The following is a 17,883-nucleotide window of genomic DNA, read 5'->3' on the forward strand; positions in this document are numbered from 1 at the left end:
GCCATGGGTGAAAATTCGTACGAATTTTCGTGGGGGATATTCTTTGTGCGAAGGAAATGGGACGGTCGCGGGCGTTAATCTTTATTGAGAAATGTTGTTGCGGGAGCGCCCGGTCGGTGTGACTGAAATCGTGGTGTATGGTTTCACGGTCGCCGTGTTAACCTTTTGTTAACGATTTTCGAGCGCGAGAGGGCGAGGGGAATGGGTGAGGTCGAACTGGCGGCGTTGTTGTGTGCGTTTCTGGCCGGAAGTGCCGAGGAGCAGAGGCATTATTTCGATGTCGCGGGGATGAAGCGATACGTGCGTGTGGATTGCGAGACCGCGGATCATGTAATCGAGCTGGGTTTGGATGGCAGCTCCAGCGCGCGGGATTCCGTGCACCAGGCGCTGTTCGCGCAGCATCTGACGGGCAAGCAGCCTGTGGTGATCCTGATCGACCGGGACGGCTATGAAGGCCGGTTCGAGCACGAGATGCGCCATGTGAGCAAGGCGGCGGGCGTGCTGTACCTGCGGTGTTCGGAAGGGGCGATCCAGCGTTGGGCAGCTACGTCCGGCATGCGGCAGGGGGCTGCCGGGATGGATGACCTGCCGGGGCCGGACGCCGTTGCGGCCACTTGCGATTTGCAGGCGTTGCGGCGGGAAAGGGGCGCAGGCTCGTAGGCGGAGCGCGTGGGTTTTCATCCACCAAAGGTGGGTTTTCACCCACCCTACGCGGCGTTAGGCGGTGTGAATAAGTGTTAACGGGTTGGAACACAGTGTGAACATTGGCTTTTCCTCGGGGAGCGGCTTCGCTATTGTTTCGCCATGAGCAGTTTCGACGAATCCGATGCCTTCGAGCGTGCCTCGCTGGCCACCCGCGCGATGGCGGCCCGTCCGGCGCCGTACCTCGACGATCTGAACCCCGAGCAGCGCAAGGCGGTGGAGGCGCTGGAGGGGCCGGTCCTGATGCTGGCGGGTGCGGGCACGGGCAAGACCAAGGCGCTGACCACGCGCATGGTGCATCTTTTGAACACGAATACCGCTAGGCCGAACGAGATTCTGGCCGTGACCTTTACCAACAAGGCGGCGCGCGAAATGAAGATGCGCGTGGGACGGATGATGGGCGAAGCGGTCGAGGGGATGCCGTGGCTGGGCACGTTCCATTCGATCTGCGTGAAGCTCTTGCGCCGGCATGCGGAACTGGTGGAACTGAAATCGAACTTCACCATTCTGGACACCGACGACCAGCTGCGGCTGCTGAAGCAGCTGGTGGCGGCGGCGAATATCGATGACAAGCGCTGGCCCGCGCGGATGCTGGCAGGGATCATCGACCAGTGGAAAAACCGGGCGTGGACGCCCGAGCAGGTACCTGCCGCCGAGGCGAGCGCCTATGACGGCAAGGGCGTGGCGCTTTACCAGCAGTACCAGACCCGGCTGCGCGAATTGAACGCGGTGGATTTCGGTGATCTGCTGCTCCATATGGTCACGATTTTCCAGACCCATGACGACGTGCTGGAGCAGTACCGGCGCTGGTTCCGCTATATCCTGGTGGACGAGTATCAGGATACCAACGTGGCGCAGTATTTGTGGCTGCGGCTCTTGGCGGGCGGGCACAAGAACATCTGCTGCGTGGGCGATGACGACCAGTCGATCTATGGCTGGCGGGGCGCAGAGGTGGGCAACATCCTGCGGTTCGAGACGGATTTTCCGGGCGCGACGGTGGTGCGGCTGGAGCAGAATTACCGCTCGACGCCGCATATTCTGGCCGCCGCAGGGGGAGTCATTTCCGGCAACAAGAACCGGCTGGGCAAGGAGTTGTGGACGCAAGCCGAGGAGGGCGAGAAGGTGCGCCTGATCGGTCATTGGGACGGCGACGAGGAGGCGCGCTGGGTTGGCGAGGAGATCGAGGCGATGCAGCGGGGCACGCGGGGCATGGCGCCGATGAGCCTCGATCACATGGCGATCCTCGTACGGGCGTCGCACCAGATGCGGGCCTTCGAGGACCGGTTTCTGACGATCGGGATGCCGTATCGCGTGATCGGCGGGCCGCGATTCTATGAGCGGATGGAGATCCGCGATGCCATGGCTTATTTCCGGCTGGTGGTCAGCCCCGCCGACGATCTGGCCTTCGAGCGGGTGGTGAACACGCCGAAGCGGGGCTTGGGCGACAAGGCGCAGCAGAAGATCCAGGTGACGGCGCGGGCGAACGGCGTGTCGTTGGTGGAAGGGGCTGCGATCCTCTTGGAAGAGAAGGGGCTGACCGGCAAGGGGGCTGCGGAGCTGGGCAAGCTGCTGGACGGTCTGCGGCGCTGGGGGCGGCTGGTGGGCGACAAGGATGTCAGCCATGTCGAATTGGCCGAGATGGTGCTCGATGAGACCGGCTACACCGAGATGTGGCAGATGGACAAGACGCCCGAGGCGCCGGGGCGGTTGGAAAACCTCAAGGAACTGGTGAAGGCTTTGGAAGGTTTCGAGAACCTGCAGGGGTTCCTGGAGCATGTCAGCCTGATCATGGACAACGAGAGCGAGGAGCAGGGCGAGAAGGTCAGCATCATGACCTTGCACGCCGCCAAGGGGCTGGAGTTTCCGGCCGTGTTCCTGCCGGGCTGGGAGGATGGGTTGTTCCCGAGCCAGCGGAGCATGGATGAAAGCGGGCTGAAGGGCCTGGAGGAAGAGCGCCGGCTGGCCTATGTGGGCATCACGCGGGCCGAGGAGGTGTGCACGATTTCCTTTGCGGGGAACCGGCGGGTTTACGGGCAATGGCAGAGCCAGATGCCCAGCCGGTTCATCGACGAACTGCCGGAGGACCATGTGGAGGTGCTGACGCCGCCGGGGCTGTATGGCGGGGGCTATGGGGCTGCGGGCGGAGGCCTGGGGTCGATCGAGTCTCGGATGGCGGAGGCCAATGTCTACAACTCGCCCGGCTGGAAGCGGATGCAGGCGCGCAGCCAGCAGCGGCCCATGAGCCAGCCGCAGGAAGCGCGGGACATGGTGATCGATGCGCAGGCCGTGAGCGCGCACGAAATGGGCGAGCGGGTGTTTCACCAGAAGTTCGGCTATGGCGCGATCATCGGGATCGAGGGCGACAAGCTGGAGATCGATTTCGAGAAGGCCGGGGTCAAGAAGGTGGTGGCCCGGTTCGTGACCGGAACGGATGATATTCCGTTCTGACGGGGTGGGGTTTCAGGGGGTCCGGTGGCAGACAGGAGCGCGTTTCACGCGCGCAGGATGTCTCGACACCGCCAAGTGCGGTGGCTCGGGTCCGTTGGGGATGTGACGCGTCGTGCTGGGCGTGGCCTGCGTGGCAGGCCGGGGCCTCCAGCGGGGATATTTTTGGCCAGAGGAAGAGAGGGCGCGCCGGGATGTGCGCGGGGCGTCAGGCGGGGTCGAGCCGGTCGCGCAGGGCGAGGATCTCGTCGCGCAGGCGGGTGAGGTCATCCATGTCCATGCCGGTTTCGCGGGCGATGCAGTCCGGGATATGGGCGGCGTCGGCCTGAAGCGCGCGGCCCGGTTCAGTGAGATGCACACGAACCTGGCGTTCGTCGGCCGCATCGCGTTCGCGGCGCAAAAGGCCGCGGGTTTCCAGGCGCTTGATCAGCGGGGTGAGCGTGTTGGATTCAAGCTGCAACTCGCGGCCCAGGGCGCCAACGGTGCGGGAATCCTCGGACCAGAGGGCGCTGAGCAGGAGGTATTGCGGGTAGGTCAGGCCAAGCGGGGCAAGGAGCGGCTTGTAGGTCTGCTGCATCCGGTGCGCGGTGGAATAGAGCGCGAAGCACAGCATGTCGGGTGGGGGAAGGGTGCTCATTGCGCCAAGCTATGTCGTGCGCGATTTGATCGCAAGCATTGACAGGTGCAGATATCGACATATGTATCGTGTACGATTTAATCTTGAGCGATGAAAGGAGTCCTCATGTCGACCGATATCAAGTACTGGACCGAGGCCCATGCCACCGGGGGTGGCCGCGAAGGGGTGGCGCGTCTGAAAGACGGCATGCTGACCTTCACGATGGACACGCCGGAGGCGCTGGGCGGTGCGGGCAAGGGGCACAACCCCGAAGAGTTGTTCGCGACGGGCTATGCCGCCTGTTACCTGGGCGCGATGCGCTTTGCCGCGCAGAGCGAGAAGCTGGGCGAGGTGCCGAAGGATGCATCCGTGGATGCCAAGGTCGGGATCGGGCCGCGTGACGATGGCGGGTTCGGGCTGAAGGTCGAGCTGAAAGTGAAGATGCCGGGCGTCGATGAGGACACAGCGAAGAAGATCATGGAGCGCGGGCATTTCATCTGTCCGTATTCCAACGCGACGCAGGGCAATATCGAGGTGAAAACCGAGCTGGCCTGACGGCCGGCGATACTGTCCGCGTAGGGCCCGGGCGAAGCAAGACCGTGAATCGCGCTTTGTCCGGGTCTTTTCGTGTGTGGGTCAGAGCGTTTCCGGGAAGACCTGCATCGTTTTTCGCTGCCTCTTCGAACGCCAAAAGCGATGCATGTTTCGGATTGACCCGGAAACGCTTTAGCCGAAGACTTGGGAAAAAGTCTTTTGCAGGGCTACGTCCACGTCGCCCATGGTGACCGGCAGGCCGAGATCGACGAGCGACGTGACGCCGTGGTCCGTGATGCCGCAGGGGACGATGCCGGTGAAATGGCTCAAGTCGGGTTCGACGTTGATCGAGATGCCGTGAAAGCTGACCCATTTGCGCAGGCGGATGCCGATGGCGGCGATCTTGTCCTCGGGCTTTTGCCCCGTGGCGGTGAGGGGCTTGTCGTCGCGCACGACCCAGACGCCGACGCGGCCCTCGCGGATTTCGCCGGTGACGTTGAACTGGTCGAGCGTGGCGATGACCCAGGTCTCCAGCTGCTGGACGAAGGCGCGCACGTCGCGGCCGCGCTGGCCCACATTCAGCATGACATAGACGACGCGCTGGCCGGGACCGTGATAGGTGTACTGCCCGCCGCGTTTCGTGGGGTAGACCGGGAAGCGGTCCGGATCGGTGAGGTCGGCGGGCTTGGCGGAGGTTCCGGCGGTGTACATCGGCGGATGCTCCAGCAGCCAGATCGCCTCGTTGGCGTCGCCCCGCGCGATGGCCTCGGCGCGGGCCTCCATCTCGGTGCAGGCGGTCTCGTAGTCGACGAGGCCGGGGGAGGTGATCCAGTCTACCATCGGCGTGCTTTGGCAGGTGGCGCGGATTTTGTCAAAGCCGTGGTTTTTGGCCTTCACAAGCCGGGCGCGATTGCCTATACGGCGGCTCACCAAGGCGATCCCACGGGGCGCCTTTCGGTCACGGGCGGTCGTGGCGGAATTGGTAGACGCGCAGCGTTGAGGTCGCTGTGAGCTAACACTCGTGGGGGTTCGAGTCCCCCCGACCGCACCATTCTTACTTGGCCTGCCGCCTTCGGCTATTTGAGGCCGGCTTGGGTCGAGGTCGAACCTCTCATCACTTTCAAAATATTTAGTACCTGCCGCGCGGCGTGAGGCCGGGGCGCGCGTGCAGAAGCAATTTTACCTTTCCCGTGGTGTCGACCGGGATGTGGCTTAGCGCAGGCCCTCGCGGGCGATAATGCGCGACAGGTCCAGCACCAGTTGGCCGCGGGCGCGGGCGAGTGCGGGCGTGCCGCCTTCGGGATCGTAAGGCACGGCAAGCTGGAAGAGGCCGGAGCGTTCGCGGCGGCCATCGGGGACGCCGACGAAATACTGCCCCGCGCCGCGGAAATTGCCGTCGGCCCCTGCGACGAGGCTTTCGAAGCGGACTTCCAGCCGGGCGTCGGGCAGTTCCTCGAATGGCCAGGGTTCGGACGCGACGCGCGCGCCGGAGAGGCGGGCTAGGTTGCGGGCGATTTCAAGCGCGACGGCGCGTTCGGGCGAATCGGCCCAGCGAACATTGGCGTCGGTCACAAGCTTGCCGTCCTCGTCCTCGACCGCGATCTCGTCGGCGGCGGCATAGGCGGGCAGCGACACTTCGCGCACCTCGACGGTGCGAAAGGAGATGCGGATGGAATCCGATACCTGCGGCGGCGCGACCGGGTAGAGATCGGCCGTAGGCCCGCCACAGGCGGCGGTCAGCAGGGTCGCGGCGATGATGGCGGGTGTGCGGAGCTTCATGGTCATCTTCCTCGGATTAGCGCGCTGGGATTGCGTTCCAGCATGCGGGCCAGCGACGTCAGGGCGTCCGCGGCCTGGGATATGTCGCGCAGGGCGCTTTGCGCCTCGCGGCTGAGCGTGTCGCCCTTGTTGTAGCCGGCGATGGTGACGCTGGCCTGATTGAGCACGTTGCCGAGCCGTTCGACCAGCGCCGGCAGGTCCTCGGTCGAGGTGGCGACGGCGTCGGCGGCGCGGCGGGCGGAGCCGAGCGTGGCGTTGAGATTGGTAACCGCGCCGCCTTCGCGGAGCTCGGTCAGGGTGGCGTTGATCTCGTTGAGGGCCGCGCTCAGGTCGGCGGGCAGCTGGCGGGCGGCCTCGGTGTCGAGGATGCCTTCGGCGGCGGCGGCCAGCTCGGTCAGCTGGTTGGCCAGATCCTCGACCGGCAGGGCCTCGGCCTTGGCGGCGACGGCCTCGATCTGTTCGACGAGGGCCGGGATGCCCTCGACCGAGGTGGTCACACCTTCGGCAGCGTCGGCGGCGGCGTCGACGGCATTGACGAGGCGCGAGGCGAGCTCGGTTTCCTCGATCTCGGCGAGAAGGGACTCGAGGCGGGTGACGGACGCGTTGAGTGCCACGGGAATGTTCTGGACATCCTCCGATGCGACGATCGTGCGGATCTCGGACAGGATGGCGCGGACCTCGCCGGGGGTTTCCTGAAGATCCTCGTTGCCCACGAGCGCCTGGGCACTGTCGAGGAAGTCGATGGCGCTGCCCAGCAGTTCCTCGATCGGCAGGTTGTTGATGCGGTTGACCACGCCCTCGACCGTGGCGGCGGCATCGACGATGTCGCTTTCGGTGGTGGGGATGATCGGCAGGGCATCCTCGGGGGTTTCCAGCGTCTGTGGTTCGGCGTCGTCGACCTGCACCAGGTCGATCTTGAGCCCGCCGGTCAGAATGCTTGCATTGGTCAGCCGGGCGCGCAGGCCGCCTGCGACGCGGTCCGCGAGAAACTCGCGGGCGGTCTCTGGCGTGACGTCGTCCTGCAGGCCGAGGCGGGCCGGCTGGATCGCCAGCACGACGCTGAGGCGCACGCGGCTGTCGCCGAATTCTTCCTCGTCGATCACGCCGAGCACGCTTTGGACTTCGCCGATCTTGAGGCCGTTGATTTCCACCGGGGCGTCGACGGCGAGGCCCGAGACGTTCTCGTCGAACACGACGCGGGCTTCCAGCGTCTCGACATCGGCGGCCTGGAAGAGGCTGTTGCGGGCCTCTTCCTCTGTGGCATAGACCTCGAACACGGTGCCGTTGTCCACCGGCTCGCCGCCCGAGACGAAGGTGTCGAAGGTCAGCCCGCCGCTGACCAGCGTGGCGATCGAGGAAAAGTCGATTTCGGCGCCCTGCGGTCCGACGGAGAAGGTGAAGCCGGAGGTTTCCCAGAACCGGGTTCTGGAGGAGATGAGGCCGGTGTGTTGCTCGTAGATCAGCGCCTCGGCCACGGCATAGTTGCCCTCGGGCGAGATGCTGGCCTTGCCGACGCGGCCCACTTCGATGCCGCGGAAGGTGATCGGGCTGTCGTCGGTCATTGTGCCGTCGGGAGTGGTGCGCATGACGATTTCCAGACCGTTTCCTCCGGGACGGAAGAGCGGCGCATCGGTCAGCCCGTCGAAGCTGGTTTGCGGCGTGCCCGGCTTGCTGTCCCAGGTGCCTTCGATATAGACGCCCGACAGCACGGTATCGAGGCCGGTGATGCCGCGGGCCGTGACCTCGGGGCGGACGATCCAGAAGCTGGCGGAGACGTCGATGAACGCGGCCACGTCCTTGTCGACGCGCACGGCGGCGACCACGGAGGCGAGATCTTCGGAAAAGCGCACTTCCTCGACCACGCCGACGGCAACGTCGCGATAGCGCAGCTCGGTTTCGCGTTCGGCGATACCGGCACCGTTCTCGAACCTGATCTCGATCACGGGGCCCCGCTCGCTGTAGGTCTGCCAAGCGACGGCGAGGGCAATCACGATGGCGAGTACCGGGATGATCCAGACGATCGAGACACGGCTGAGGCGCGACTTGCGCTGGCGTTCGACCTGCAAGGGAGGAGGTGTGTCGCTCATGTGGCGGTCCGGTCCGACGTGGCGTTGCTGTCCGACGTGTCGGGCGCATCGGGGTTGCCGGATTGGACGTCCCAGATCATCCGGCTGTCGAAGGCTTGGGCAGAAAGCATGGTGAAGATAACCGATAGGGCAAAGAACAGGCTGGCGCGGCCGGGTGTGATCGCGGCCAGTGTATTCAACTGCACCAGCGACGACATGATAGCAACCACGAATATGTCGATCATGGACCAACGGCCAATGTATTCAACCACTTCGTAGAGAAGCTGGCGCTGGTGCATGGATATGCTGGAGACGCGCAAGACCGAGATGGCAAGAAAGGCGATGGCCAGAAACTTGGCCACGGGGATGGCGACGCTGGCGATGAGGATGATGAGCGCCACGCCGGGCGAGCCGTAGTGAAAAAGCTCGATCGCGCCGCCGACGATGGTGTCCTCCTGCACGGTCAGAAGCGTGCGGGTTTGCAGCATCGGGTACATGTTGGCGGGGATGTAGCAGAGGAAACCCACGATCCAGTAGGCCCAGACCCGTTGCAGGCTGGTGGTGTCGCGGGATTCCAGGTGCTTGCCGCAGCGGCCGCAGGTTTCGGTTCCGGCGGGCCAGACCTTGGTGCAGCGGGTGCAGGCGACGAGGCCCAGCTCGCGGGCGCTTTTTATGTTTTCGGTTTTTCCAGCGAGTTCCATACTGACCACCTGCACAGGAAATTGTCCTGAACCACAACAAGAAAGACCAAGGCGCAAAACATCCAGAAGGCGGGCCCGAAGCCGACATCGGCAAGGTCCGTGATCTTGACCAGGGCCACCGCGCAACCGATGGCGAAGATCTCGGCCATGGACCAGGGCCGCATCGCCTCGGACAGGCGGAACGCCTGCGTGGCGCCGCGCGCCGGGGGGCGGTCCAGCACGATGGGGACAAGCACGTAAATCGACAGAAGCACGCGCGCCAGCGGGATGAAGACGATCAGCGCCGCCGTGGCCAGCGACAGCGCGATGAGGGGGCCGTCGCTGAAGGCCAATGCCGCGTCGAGGATCGAGACGGAGTTCGACGTGCCCGCCGCCGTGATCGTCAGGAACGGAAATACGGTGGCCGCGACAATCAGGATCGCCACGGTGAGCGACAGCGCGATTATCTGGAGCCCGGCCTTGCGCCGGGGCGTGATCAGCGCCGTGCCGCAGCGCGCGCAGCGCGCCCGCTCGCCGACATCGGGCCGGCGCAGGCTGTAGGCCGCATCGCATTGCGGGCAGACGATCATGTCGTCGAGGGGTAGAGGGGTCTCGCGCATAGGTACGATACGTAGCTTAACTTGGCCTTTGGCAAGCTGCAAATCATCCGCGGAGCAGACGAAAATCGGTATACGCCATGCCGTCGCGCTGAATGGTCGCGCCGCGTTCGAGCGACAATGGCGCGGCAAAGCCGGGGGCATTGGCGACGAGCGTGTGGAATTCGCCGTTCTCGCCGCAGGGATCGACGGTGTCGGGCCGGGCCGACAGGAAGGCGGCATCGAAGCGGGCGCCGCACAGCGTGGTGGGCAGGCGGGACGTGTCGGCGGCGACCACGAAGGCCTCGAGCCCGGCTGCCAGCATGTCCTGGGCAAGGCGGGCGGTGTCGTGGCCCCAGATCGGGTAGTGGCAGGTCACGCCGAGGGTCGCCATCTGCGCGGTGCGCCAGTCGCGGATGTCCTGAAGGAAGAGGTCGCCGAAGACCCAGTCGGTGACGCCCTCATCCGCAAATTGCGTTGCCACGTTGCCGGTGAGCGTCATGAAGGCGTCGTTGGGCGCGGGGTCGGGCAGGTCGATTTCCACCAGCGGCAGGTCAAGGGCCGCGGCCTGGGCGCGGACGATGTCGCGCTGGCTGCCATGGGTTTTGACGCGGTCGTCGGCGGCGCTGAAATTGCTGACAAGGGCGACGATGTCGAGCGCACCCTGGGTGCGGGCGACATGGAGCGCCATGGCGGCGTCCTTGCCGGAACTCCAGGACAGGACGGCCTTGCGGCTCATGCCAGCGCCGCCACGATCGCGTCGAGCCCGTCGGTCAGTGCCGCGGGGCCGGGTTGCAGGATGAGGGGCGACTTGATCTCGAAGATGCGATTGTCCCGGACGGCCGGAATGGCGTCCCAGCCCGGGCGGGCGGCAATTTTCTCGGGGCGCACCTTCTTGCCGCACCATGAGCCGATGATGATGTCCGGCGCGGCGGCGATGACCTGATCGGAGGTGACGAAGCGGTCGCGGGCCTTGTCCTTGGTCGCCAGTTCGGGGAAGGCGTCTTGCCCGCCGGCGATCTCGATCAGGTCCGAGACCCAGCCGATGCCGGAGATCATCGGCTCGTCCCATTCCTCGAAATAGACGCGGGGGCGCGGCTTGCCGCTGGCGTTGGCGGCGATCTGTGCCAGCCGGTCGCGGTAGTGATCGACCAGTTGGGCGGCCTTGGCCTCTTGCCCGACGGTGGCGCCCAAGTGGCGGATCATGGCCAGGATGCCGTGCAGGTCACGCTGGTTGTAGCCCATGACGGCGATGCCTTCGCGCAGAAGCGCGGCGGCGATGTCGGCCTGAAGGTCGGAGAAGGTCAGAACGAGGTCCGGCTGGAGCGCGAGGATCTTGGGGATGTCGGCAGACGTGAAGGCCGAGACGCGGGGCTTTTCCTGCCGCACGCCCTTGGGGCGCACGGCATAGCCCGAAACGCCGACGATGCGGTCCTGTTCGCCCAAGAGGTAAAGGGTTTCGACGGTTTCCTCGGTCAGGCAGACGATGCGTTCGGGAGGGAAGGTTTTCATGGGCTGTGATCCGCGCGGTTGGGTCCGGGCACGGTGCTATCACAGATGGCGGGGGTGTCCATCCGGATCGCGGATCAGCCGTGCGAGGTATTGAGATCCTGGATCAGGCGGCCATGGCGGCGGGTCTCGGTGATGACTTGCCCGAAGGTGGTCAGGCCCTTGCCCTGAAGCAGGGGGATGAGTTTCACCAGCGCCTGTGCTGTTGCCTGGGCATCGCCAAGCGCGGTGTGGCGCATCTCGGGGGGGATGGTCACCCCGAGGCGGTCGCAGAGGGCGTCGAGGGAATGTTCGGCGGTGGTGCCAAAGACCACCGCCGACAACAGCACGGTGTCGAGCACGGGGTGATCCCACGCGACACCCATCCGGTTGGCGGAGCGGCGGAAGAAGGCGATGTCGAAGGGCGCGTTATGCGCCACCAGCACGGCGTCGCGGGCGAAATGGTGGAAATCGCGGCCCACGGTGCCAAAGTCTGGCGCGCCCTGCACGTGGTCATCGGTGATGCGGTGTATTTTCGTCGAGGCGGGCGGGATCGGGCGCCCCGGGTCGATATAGGTGTCGATGACCTCGCCCTCGACGATGCGGCCGTTGAGGATGCGCACCGCGCCAAGCTGGATCACGCGGTCCTCGGTGGGCGACAGACCGGTGGTTTCGGTGTCGAACGCGACGCAACACAGGGTGTCCAGCGGGGCGTCCAGGATATCGCAGGCCTGGGCGGTCTCCATCAGGGCGAAGTCATAGACCAGCGGGCGGGCCCTGGTGGGGTCGACCTCGGTTTCCTGCGTGTCGAGAAGCAGCATGTAGCCACCTTCGCCAAGGGGTTTCAGGCGGACCTTGTAGCGTCGGGCGCCGGAATGGTCGTGCAGCTCGGTCGAGGTTTCGGCCCCGGTCCGGGTCAGTTGGTCCTGCGCGGCGGCAAGGCTGGCCGCGTCGAAATAGTCCTTGAGCGGCGCCTTGAGGCGGGGCGGGGCGATCTGGGAGAGGATGTCGGCGGCTTGCCCGTCATAGAGCACGATTTCCTGGGCCGGGTTCACCAGGATGGTGGCGACGGGGATTTCGGTCAGCAGAGAGGTGAGGCGCTTGGCCTCGGTGCGCAGGCGTTCGGTTTCGCGGGCGACCTGTGCGGCGGTGTCCATGACGCCCGCGCCGAGCGTGCGGGTGACGGCATCGGCGGCAGGGGCGAGATCACCGAGATATTTGGTGCTTTCGGGGCAGAGCTCCGTGTCGACGCCGGAATGGGCGCGCAGGCGGAGGTTGGCGGACAGCATCTCGATCGGCTTGGCGAAGTTTTCGTCGAAGAGCAGCCAGACGCCCACCAGAAGCGCGGTGTTGAGAAGCGCGAAGGCGATGAAGGCGGTGAGGAACGGTGCGGTCGGCAATGTGCCGCCGGCCCGCGACCAGCCGAACCAGAGCGCTGCGCCTGCCAGTGCCACCGCGCCCGCCGCCAGAAGGCAGAAGAAGAGGAAGATGCGCAGGCGGAGGCTGAGCCGGGTGAACATGTCAGGTCTCGCAGACGATGCCGAGCAGCGGATCGTCCTCGGGCAGGGGTTGCCAGTCGGCGTCGCGGACGCTGCCATCCTCGGCGAAGTCCGCGCCGTCGATCAGCAGGGCCGAGCGGTTCTCGGTGCAGTCGAAGAGGACAGGTGCCTTGTTGACCGGCGCCCAGCGGCCGAAGAAGTAGATGTCGGCGATGGTCTGGCCGGGCTGGTTGGCATTGCGCCGGGCGTTGCCGGTATCGACGGCGGCGAAGCGTTCGGTATAGGGCCAGATCTGGGTCCAGGGGCGAATCCAGCTTTGCTCGTCGATCGTGACGGCGATTTGCATGCCTTCGGGCAGCGCTTCGGCGGTGCGGTCGTACCAGGTGTATTCGTTGGAAATGGTCGCGGCGATCATGCCGAGACCCGCCGCCACGGGCGTGAGCCAACGCGGCAGGCGACGGCCCAAGGCGATGTTGACGATCATCAACAGCCCTGCGGCGGCGACGCCCGCGAAGATGGTGGCGATGAGTTCTATGAACATACGTCTACCCTAACATGCCTTTGCCCGACGATACCGAGGATTGCATCGTCTTGACCACGACAAAGGCGTCGCGCAGGTGGCTGCGTTCGAAATCCGAGAGGGTGGAGGGGTCGAGGAAGTTGTCGGGCAGGTCGCCCGCCTTGACCTGTGCCGCCTGGTGGTCGAGCCGCATGGTGGCGATAAGGTCGTAGGCATCCAGCAGGTCGGCACCGCCCGAGGTGGAGAGGTGACCGGCGGCCTGGGCGGCCTCGAGCCGGGCGCGGGTGTTGACCTGCCGCAACTGGCCTTGCAGCGCATAGATGCGGCCGAGGTCGGTCACCGGCACGACGCCGTTATGCTTGAGGTCGATGCGACGGCGATGCTCGCCCGAGCGGATGGTGGCCAGCCCGCGCAGCAGGCCCAGCGGTGGTTGGTGCTTGATCGAATTCGAGATCATGTGCGCGGTGAAGATCGAGTTCTTCGCGGCCTTCGCGAGCGTGTTGGTTTGCAGCGATTCAAAGAGCGTGGTGTCGCCACCGATGGGGCGCAGGTCGAACATGACGCTGGCCAGCATCTGCGCCTCGGGGTTGGGGCGGGCGATCCAGTCGTCGAAATAGCTGCGCCAGACGCGCAAGGGTTGGCACCATCGCGGGTTGGTCGCCATCATGTCGCCGGGGCAGTAGAAGTAGCCGCAGGTATCCAGACCGTCGCTGACGAATTTGGCGAGGCTGTTGAAGTAAGGCATGTGGGCGTCGGTGGCGTCATCCGACAGGATCAGGCAGTTGTCCTGATCCGAAACGCCTGTCTGTTCCTGCCGGCCTTGGGAGCCGCAGGCGAGCCAGAGATAGTGCGCGGGCGGGGGGCCAAGGTTTGCCTCGGCCAGGGTGAGCAGGCGGCGGGTGACGGTGTCCGCGATATCGGTGATGAGCCGCGTAACCACGTCATGGCGGTTGCCCGAGCCGACAAGCTGGGCCAGAAGTTGCGGGATCTCGGCGGTGACACGGGCCATGGCGGCGGCGTCGTCTGCGCGGGCGATGCGGCCCACGAGCGCGCCCGACGACAGCGCCTGCACGCGGGTGAGGTCGGTCTGGGTGACGATGCCGACCAGTTGCGTGCCGTCGGTGATGGGCACATGGCCGATGCCGCGTTCCATCATAAGGTGCAGCACATCGGTGCCGAGCGCATCGGGTTCCAGCGTCATGGGGCTTTGGGTCATGATGCCGGAGATGGGGGCGGCGGGATCGGTGCCTTGGGCCACGACCTTGCCGTTCACGTCACGCACGGTGAGAATGCCGCGCAGGTCGCCGCCTTCGGTGATGCAGATCGACGAGATATGGTGATCGTGCATTCGCGCCGCCGCGTCGCGGATCGGTGTGTCGGGCGTGCAAGTGAGCGGGTCGCGGGTCATCAACTCGGCCACGCGCAAGGTCGTGAGGTCCTTGCGGTCGCTGCGCGCCGGGCGGCGCCGGTCGAAGAACCGCGCGACCTTGGCGGAGGATTTGATGAGGGCGAAAAGGGCGTCCGCGGGCATCACGATCAGGGTGGCGTCGGAGCGGGCGGTGGCGGTGCGGCTGGCGACATCCTCGCGCAGAAGCGCGCGTTCGCCAAAGGAATTGCGGGGGCCGAGCAGGGACAGCTGGACGTCTGCCTCGTCCTTTATCTCGATTTCGCCGGTGACGACGATGTAAAGGCTGTCGACAGTGTCACCCAGGTTGAAGATGTCCGCGCCGGCGGCAAAATCGGCGGCGTCGCAGCGCGTGGACAGGTCATCGAGATCGCTGTCATCCAGGCTGTCATAAGGGTGAACGGAGCGCAGGAACTGCGTCAGTTCGCTCGAAAGGGGCATGGTCGGAGCCTCTTGAGGGGGTGGTCGGGCCCACCTTGGCGCGGGCCGGACCGAAGTTGAAGCGAAAGCCCCGCCGCCACGTGTCGCGGCGGGGCCATCGTTGATCTTAGTGGCCTTCGACGGCGGCGCCGGCGCCACGGGGGACGCGGACGCTTTCGACGAGGTCCTTGATCTCCTGCGGGGTCTCCTTCGTGATGCTGGCGACGAAGAACGCCACCGCGAAGTTGACCGCAGCCCCGATTGCCCCGAAGGAGGTCGACTTGACCGGACCCAGAAGCGGATCGGCATCGGTGAAGATGTTGGTGTCGGGAATGAAGAACCAACCCTTGTGCAGGAAGATGTAGAGCAGCGTCACCGTGAGACCTGCCAGCATGCCTGCGACCGCGCCGGTGTTGTTGATGCGGGTCGAGAAGATCCCCATCATCAGCGCCGGGAAGATCGAGGCCGCCGCAAGCCCGAAGGCGAGCGCCACCGTCTGCGCGGCAAAGCCCGGCGGGTTGAGGCCCAGAAGGACCGCCACCACGATTGCCGCGGCCATCGAGACACGTGCCGCCATAAGCTCGGATCGTTCGGACATGTTCGGGGTCAGCTGACCCTTCAGCAGGTCGTGCGAGACGGCCGAGGAAATGGCCAGCAGCAGACCCGCCGCCGTGGAGAGCGCGGCGGCAAGGCCACCGGCAGCCACGAGACCGATCACCCAGCCGGGCAGGTTGGCGATTTCCGGGTTGGCGAGCACCAGGATGTCCTGGTTGAAGTTCGTGAGCTCGTTACCCTGCCAACCGTTCGCCTCGGCCTTTTCCTGAAGCTCGGCATTGGCATCGTTGTAGTACTGGATCATGCCGTCGCCGTTCTTGTCTTCCCAGCCCAGGAGGCCGGTCGCCTCCCATGTGGCCATCCAGGCGTATTCGGGCGAGGATTCGATCTGCTCGACGCTGACGGCGGCGCCGTCGGTGCCGTTGGGCCACATCAGTTCCGAGATGTTGAGCCGCGCCATCGCGCCCACGGCCGGGGCCGTCAGGTAAAGCAGCGCGATGAAGACCAGCGTCCAGCCGGCGGACCAGCGGGCGTCGGACACGCGCGGCACGGTGAAGAAGCGCATGATGACGTGGGGCAGACCGGCGGTGCCGATCATCAGCGACAGGGTGAAGAGCACCATGTTGATGGTCGAGCCATGCGCCGCCGTGTATTCGGCAAAGCCGAGATCGGTCACGATCTGGTCCAGCTTGGCCAGCAGCGGCTCGCCATCCGACGTATCGCCGAAGAGGCCGAGCGCCGGGATCGGGTTGCCCGTCAGTTGCAGCGAGATGAACACGGCCGGGATCGTGTAGGCCAGGATCAGCACGCAGTATTGCGCCACCTGCGTGTAGGTCACGCCCTTCATGCCGCCGAACACGGCGTAGGCGAACACCACGCAGGCCCCGATCATCAGACCCCAGAAGGCATCGATTTCGAGGAAGCGGCCAAAGGCGATGCCCACGCCCTGCATCTGGCCGATCACGTAGGTGATGGAGGCCACCAGCAGGCAGATCACGGCCACGAGGCGCGCGGTGGGCGAATAGAAGCGGTCGCCGATGAACTCGGACACGGTGAACTTGCCGAACTTGCGCAGGTAGGGAGCAAGCAGCAGGGCCAAGAGCACGTAGCCGCCCGTCCAGCCCATCAGGAAGGACGAGTTGTCATAGCCGGTGAACGCGATGAGGCCGGCCATCGAGATGAAGGACGCTGCCGACATCCAGTCGGCCGCGGTGGCCATCCCGTTGGTGACCGGGTGCACTCCGCGCCCGGCGGCGTAGAAATCCGCGGTCGAGCCCGCGCGGGCCCAGATCGCGATGCCGATATAGAGCGCGAAGGAGGCGCCCACGAACAGCAGGTTGAGAGTAAACTGATCCATGACTTACACCTCGTCCACGCCGTATTCACGGTCGAGCTTGTTCATCCGCCAGGCGTAGAAAAAGATCAGCGCCAGGAAAACGAGGATCGAGCCTTGCTGGGCGAACCAGAAGCCAAGGTCGGCGCCGCCGACCTCGATGCCCGAAATGAGCGGGCGCAGGACGATCCCGAACCCGAAAGAGACCAGCGCCCAGATAACGAGGCTGATCAGGATGAGACGCACATTGGCTTTCCAGTACTGTGCGCTTGTTTTGTCCAGAGACATTTTGGGGTCCCTCCTCCTAGTGAAATGGCCGGGCCGCGTCATGCGGCCCGACCGGCGTTTCGTCATGTCGCCCGTTGCGACAGGACGGTGTCCAGCTGGGCGGCGATCTCGTCGATCGGGCCCATTGCGGGCACGCGGGAAAGCGCGCCCTTGGATTGGTAATAGTCGATCAACGGCGCGGTCTGGGCGTGATACGCCTCCAGCCGTTGTGCGACGGTTTCGGCGTTGTCGTCGGCGCGGCGGATCATCTCCGTGCCGCCGCAATTGTTGCAGATGCCGGGCTTGGCCGTGGGCTTGAAGCTGTCGTGGTAGCCTTCGCCGCAGGCGCCGCAGGTAAAGCGGCCCGAGATGCGGTCGACCATGGCGGCATCGTCCACTTCGAGGCTTATGGCGGCGTCGATCTTCTGGCCGGTCTCGGTCAGAAGGGTGTCGAGCGCCTCGGCCTGTACGGTGGTGCGCGGGAAGCCGTCCAGGATGATACCGGCCGCGCAATCAGGCTCGGCCAGGCGGTCGCGCAGGATGGCGATGACGATATCGTCGCTGACCAGATTGCCCGCTTCCATGACGGCCTTGGCCTCGCGTCCTGCCGGGGTGCCCGCGGCGACGGCGGCACGGAGCAGGTCGCCGGTGGACAGTTGCACGAAGCCATTCTTCTCTTCCAGAAGGCGGGCCTGTGTGCCCTTGCCGGCGCCCGGCGGCCCGAGCAGGATCAGGACCGGGGCGGTTTGGGGTCTCTTTGCGCCGTCCATGATCATTCCCCCTTGTTCATTCTGTTGTCGATGAGGTCGTCGACGACGGAGGGGTCTGCGAGTGTGGAGGTGTCGCCGAGGGCGCCGTAGTCGTCCTCGGCGATCTTGCGCAGGATGCGGCGCATGATCTTGCCGGAGCGGGTTTTCGGCAGGCCGGGGGCCCATTGGATCAGGTCGGGCTTGGCGATGGGGCCGATCTCGGAGCGGA

General features: G+C 65.4%; 17 protein-coding genes, 1 tRNA gene and 1 pseudogene. 4 read left to right on the top strand and 15 right to left on the bottom strand.

The genetic code is table 11. The annotated features are described in order from the left end of the window. Positions 1 to 201 precede the first annotated feature (201 nt). Together C2I35_RS07915 and C2I35_RS07920 are read left to right on the top strand one after the other, a co-directional pair. Positions 202 to 660, top strand: coding sequence for a hypothetical protein (locus tag C2I35_RS07915; RefSeq protein WP_103762451.1), 459 nt, complete (start codon positions 202 to 204; stop codon positions 658 to 660). 144 nt (positions 661 to 804) lie between these two features. Beyond that, a complete protein-coding gene (locus C2I35_RS07920; protein ID WP_103762452.1) occupies positions 805 to 3,150 on the top strand; it encodes an ATP-dependent helicase in 2,346 nt (781 codons plus the stop codon). Positions 3,151 to 3,355: 205 nt separating this feature from the next. Here the strand turns inward: C2I35_RS07920 and C2I35_RS07925 are convergent, their stop codons facing one another. Beyond that, on the bottom strand, positions 3,356 to 3,784 hold the full coding sequence (locus tag C2I35_RS07925) for a MarR family winged helix-turn-helix transcriptional regulator (protein WP_245890434.1): 429 nt from the start codon (positions 3,782 to 3,784) through the stop codon (positions 3,356 to 3,358). A gap of 105 nt (positions 3,785 to 3,889) precedes the next feature. Between C2I35_RS07925 and C2I35_RS07930 the strand changes: the two genes are divergently transcribed. Further along, positions 3,890 to 4,318 (top strand): organic hydroperoxide resistance protein, encoded by a 429-nt coding sequence (locus tag C2I35_RS07930; protein WP_103762528.1) that lies wholly within the window; start codon positions 3,890 to 3,892, stop codon positions 4,316 to 4,318. Positions 4,319 to 4,489: 171 nt separating this feature from the next. On the opposite strand, the gene lipB is transcribed toward C2I35_RS07930, so the two are convergent. Beyond that, entirely contained in the window at positions 4,490 to 5,194 is a 705-nt protein-coding gene (gene lipB / locus C2I35_RS07935) for a lipoyl(octanoyl) transferase LipB (protein WP_274592706.1), read from the bottom strand. A gap of 67 nt (positions 5,195 to 5,261) precedes the next feature. Between lipB and C2I35_RS07940 the strand changes: the two genes are divergently transcribed. Beyond that, positions 5,262 to 5,348, top strand: a tRNA-Leu gene (locus tag C2I35_RS07940). A 161-nt stretch (positions 5,349 to 5,509) separates the two neighbouring features. Here the strand turns inward: C2I35_RS07940 and C2I35_RS07945 are convergent. From C2I35_RS07945 to C2I35_RS08005, 13 genes and pseudogenes are all read right to left on the bottom strand, one after another. Then, entirely contained in the window at positions 5,510 to 6,076 is a 567-nt protein-coding gene (locus C2I35_RS07945; protein WP_245890435.1) for a PqiC family protein, read from the bottom strand. Between the two features lie 2 nt (positions 6,077 to 6,078). Then, entirely contained in the window at positions 6,079 to 8,163 is a 2,085-nt protein-coding gene (locus tag C2I35_RS07950) for a PqiB family protein (RefSeq protein WP_103762455.1), read from the bottom strand. After that, positions 8,160 to 8,843 carry a paraquat-inducible protein A gene (locus C2I35_RS07955; RefSeq protein WP_211286119.1) on the bottom strand — a complete coding sequence of 228 codons (684 nt, stop codon included), beginning with the start codon at positions 8,841 to 8,843 and terminating at the stop codon, positions 8,160 to 8,162. The genes C2I35_RS07950 and C2I35_RS07955 overlap by 4 nt, the downstream gene beginning before the upstream one ends. Beyond that, positions 8,813 to 9,442, bottom strand: coding sequence for a paraquat-inducible protein A (locus tag C2I35_RS07960; protein WP_103762456.1), 630 nt, complete (start codon positions 9,440 to 9,442; stop codon positions 8,813 to 8,815). The genes C2I35_RS07955 and C2I35_RS07960 overlap by 31 nt, the downstream gene beginning before the upstream one ends. A gap of 43 nt (positions 9,443 to 9,485) precedes the next feature. Further along, positions 9,486 to 10,157 (bottom strand): Dph6-related ATP pyrophosphatase, encoded by a 672-nt coding sequence (locus C2I35_RS07965; protein ID WP_211286120.1) that lies wholly within the window; start codon positions 10,155 to 10,157, stop codon positions 9,486 to 9,488. After that, positions 10,154 to 10,930, bottom strand: coding sequence for a cobalamin-binding protein (locus tag C2I35_RS07970; RefSeq protein WP_103762457.1), 777 nt, complete (start codon positions 10,928 to 10,930; stop codon positions 10,154 to 10,156). The genes C2I35_RS07965 and C2I35_RS07970 overlap by 4 nt, the downstream gene beginning before the upstream one ends. A 74-nt stretch (positions 10,931 to 11,004) precedes the next feature. Then, a complete protein-coding gene (locus C2I35_RS07975; RefSeq protein ID WP_103762458.1) occupies positions 11,005 to 12,426 on the bottom strand; it encodes a 3'-5' exonuclease in 1,422 nt (473 codons plus the stop codon). 1 nt (position 12,427) lies between these two features. After that, the gene (locus C2I35_RS07980) at positions 12,428 to 12,946 is read right to left on the bottom strand and encodes a hypothetical protein (protein WP_103762459.1); all 519 of its coding nucleotides are present in this window, start codon (positions 12,944 to 12,946) and stop codon (positions 12,428 to 12,430) included. Positions 12,947 to 12,950: 4 nt separating this feature from the next. Beyond that, on the bottom strand, positions 12,951 to 14,771 hold the full coding sequence (locus C2I35_RS07985; RefSeq protein ID WP_103762460.1) for a DUF294 nucleotidyltransferase-like domain-containing protein: 1,821 nt from the start codon (positions 14,769 to 14,771) through the stop codon (positions 12,951 to 12,953). 106 nt (positions 14,772 to 14,877) lie between these two features. Further along, positions 14,878 to 16,662, bottom strand: coding sequence for a sodium:solute symporter family protein (locus C2I35_RS07990; RefSeq protein ID WP_103762461.1), 1,785 nt, complete (start codon positions 16,660 to 16,662; stop codon positions 14,878 to 14,880). A gap of 3 nt (positions 16,663 to 16,665) precedes the next feature. Next, positions 16,666 to 16,926 carry a DUF4212 domain-containing protein gene (locus C2I35_RS07995; RefSeq protein WP_103762462.1) on the bottom strand — a complete coding sequence of 87 codons (261 nt, stop codon included), beginning with the start codon at positions 16,924 to 16,926 and terminating at the stop codon, positions 16,666 to 16,668. A 62-nt stretch (positions 16,927 to 16,988) separates the two neighbouring features. Beyond that, entirely contained in the window at positions 16,989 to 17,675 is a 687-nt protein-coding gene (locus C2I35_RS08000; protein WP_103762532.1) for an adenylate kinase, read from the bottom strand. A gap of 2 nt (positions 17,676 to 17,677) precedes the next feature. Next, positions 17,678 to 17,883, bottom strand: a pseudogene (locus C2I35_RS08005) (acetate--CoA ligase); the annotation flags it as partial.

The organism is Roseovarius confluentis (assembly GCF_002917925.1).
In the GTDB taxonomy this organism is placed as follows: domain Bacteria; phylum Pseudomonadota; class Alphaproteobacteria; order Rhodobacterales; family Rhodobacteraceae; genus Roseovarius; species Roseovarius confluentis.

Excerpts from the sequence above, each read along its gene's own strand:
- C2I35_RS07915 (WP_103762451.1), top strand. The coding sequence starts at position 202 with ATGGGTGAGGTCGAACTGGCGGCGTTGTTGTGTGCGTTTCTGGCCGGA.
- C2I35_RS07920 (WP_103762452.1), top strand. The coding sequence starts at position 805 with ATGAGCAGTTTCGACGAATCCGATGCCTTCGAGCGTGCCTCGCTGGCC.
- C2I35_RS07925 (WP_245890434.1), bottom strand. The coding sequence starts at position 3,784 with ATGAGCACCCTTCCCCCACCCGACATGCTGTGCTTCGCGCTCTATTCC.
- C2I35_RS07930 (WP_103762528.1), top strand. The coding sequence starts at position 3,890 with ATGTCGACCGATATCAAGTACTGGACCGAGGCCCATGCCACCGGGGGT.
- C2I35_RS07945 (WP_245890435.1), bottom strand. The coding sequence starts at position 6,076 with ATGAAGCTCCGCACACCCGCCATCATCGCCGCGACCCTGCTGACCGCC.
- C2I35_RS07950 (WP_103762455.1), bottom strand. The coding sequence starts at position 8,163 with ATGAGCGACACACCTCCTCCCTTGCAGGTCGAACGCCAGCGCAAGTCG.
- C2I35_RS07955 (WP_211286119.1), bottom strand. The coding sequence starts at position 8,843 with ATGGAACTCGCTGGAAAAACCGAAAACATAAAAAGCGCCCGCGAGCTG.
- C2I35_RS07960 (WP_103762456.1), bottom strand. The coding sequence starts at position 9,442 with ATGCGCGAGACCCCTCTACCCCTCGACGACATGATCGTCTGCCCGCAA.
- C2I35_RS07965 (WP_211286120.1), bottom strand. The coding sequence starts at position 10,157 with ATGAGCCGCAAGGCCGTCCTGTCCTGGAGTTCCGGCAAGGACGCCGCC.
- C2I35_RS07970 (WP_103762457.1), bottom strand. The coding sequence starts at position 10,930 with ATGAAAACCTTCCCTCCCGAACGCATCGTCTGCCTGACCGAGGAAACC.
- C2I35_RS07975 (WP_103762458.1), bottom strand. The coding sequence starts at position 12,426 with ATGTTCACCCGGCTCAGCCTCCGCCTGCGCATCTTCCTCTTCTTCTGC.
- C2I35_RS07980 (WP_103762459.1), bottom strand. The coding sequence starts at position 12,946 with ATGTTCATAGAACTCATCGCCACCATCTTCGCGGGCGTCGCCGCCGCA.
- C2I35_RS07985 (WP_103762460.1), bottom strand. The coding sequence starts at position 14,771 with ATGCCCCTTTCGAGCGAACTGACGCAGTTCCTGCGCTCCGTTCACCCT.
- C2I35_RS07990 (WP_103762461.1), bottom strand. The coding sequence starts at position 16,662 with ATGGATCAGTTTACTCTCAACCTGCTGTTCGTGGGCGCCTCCTTCGCG.
- C2I35_RS07995 (WP_103762462.1), bottom strand. The coding sequence starts at position 16,926 with ATGTCTCTGGACAAAACAAGCGCACAGTACTGGAAAGCCAATGTGCGT.
- C2I35_RS08000 (WP_103762532.1), bottom strand. The coding sequence starts at position 17,675 with ATGGACGGCGCAAAGAGACCCCAAACCGCCCCGGTCCTGATCCTGCTC.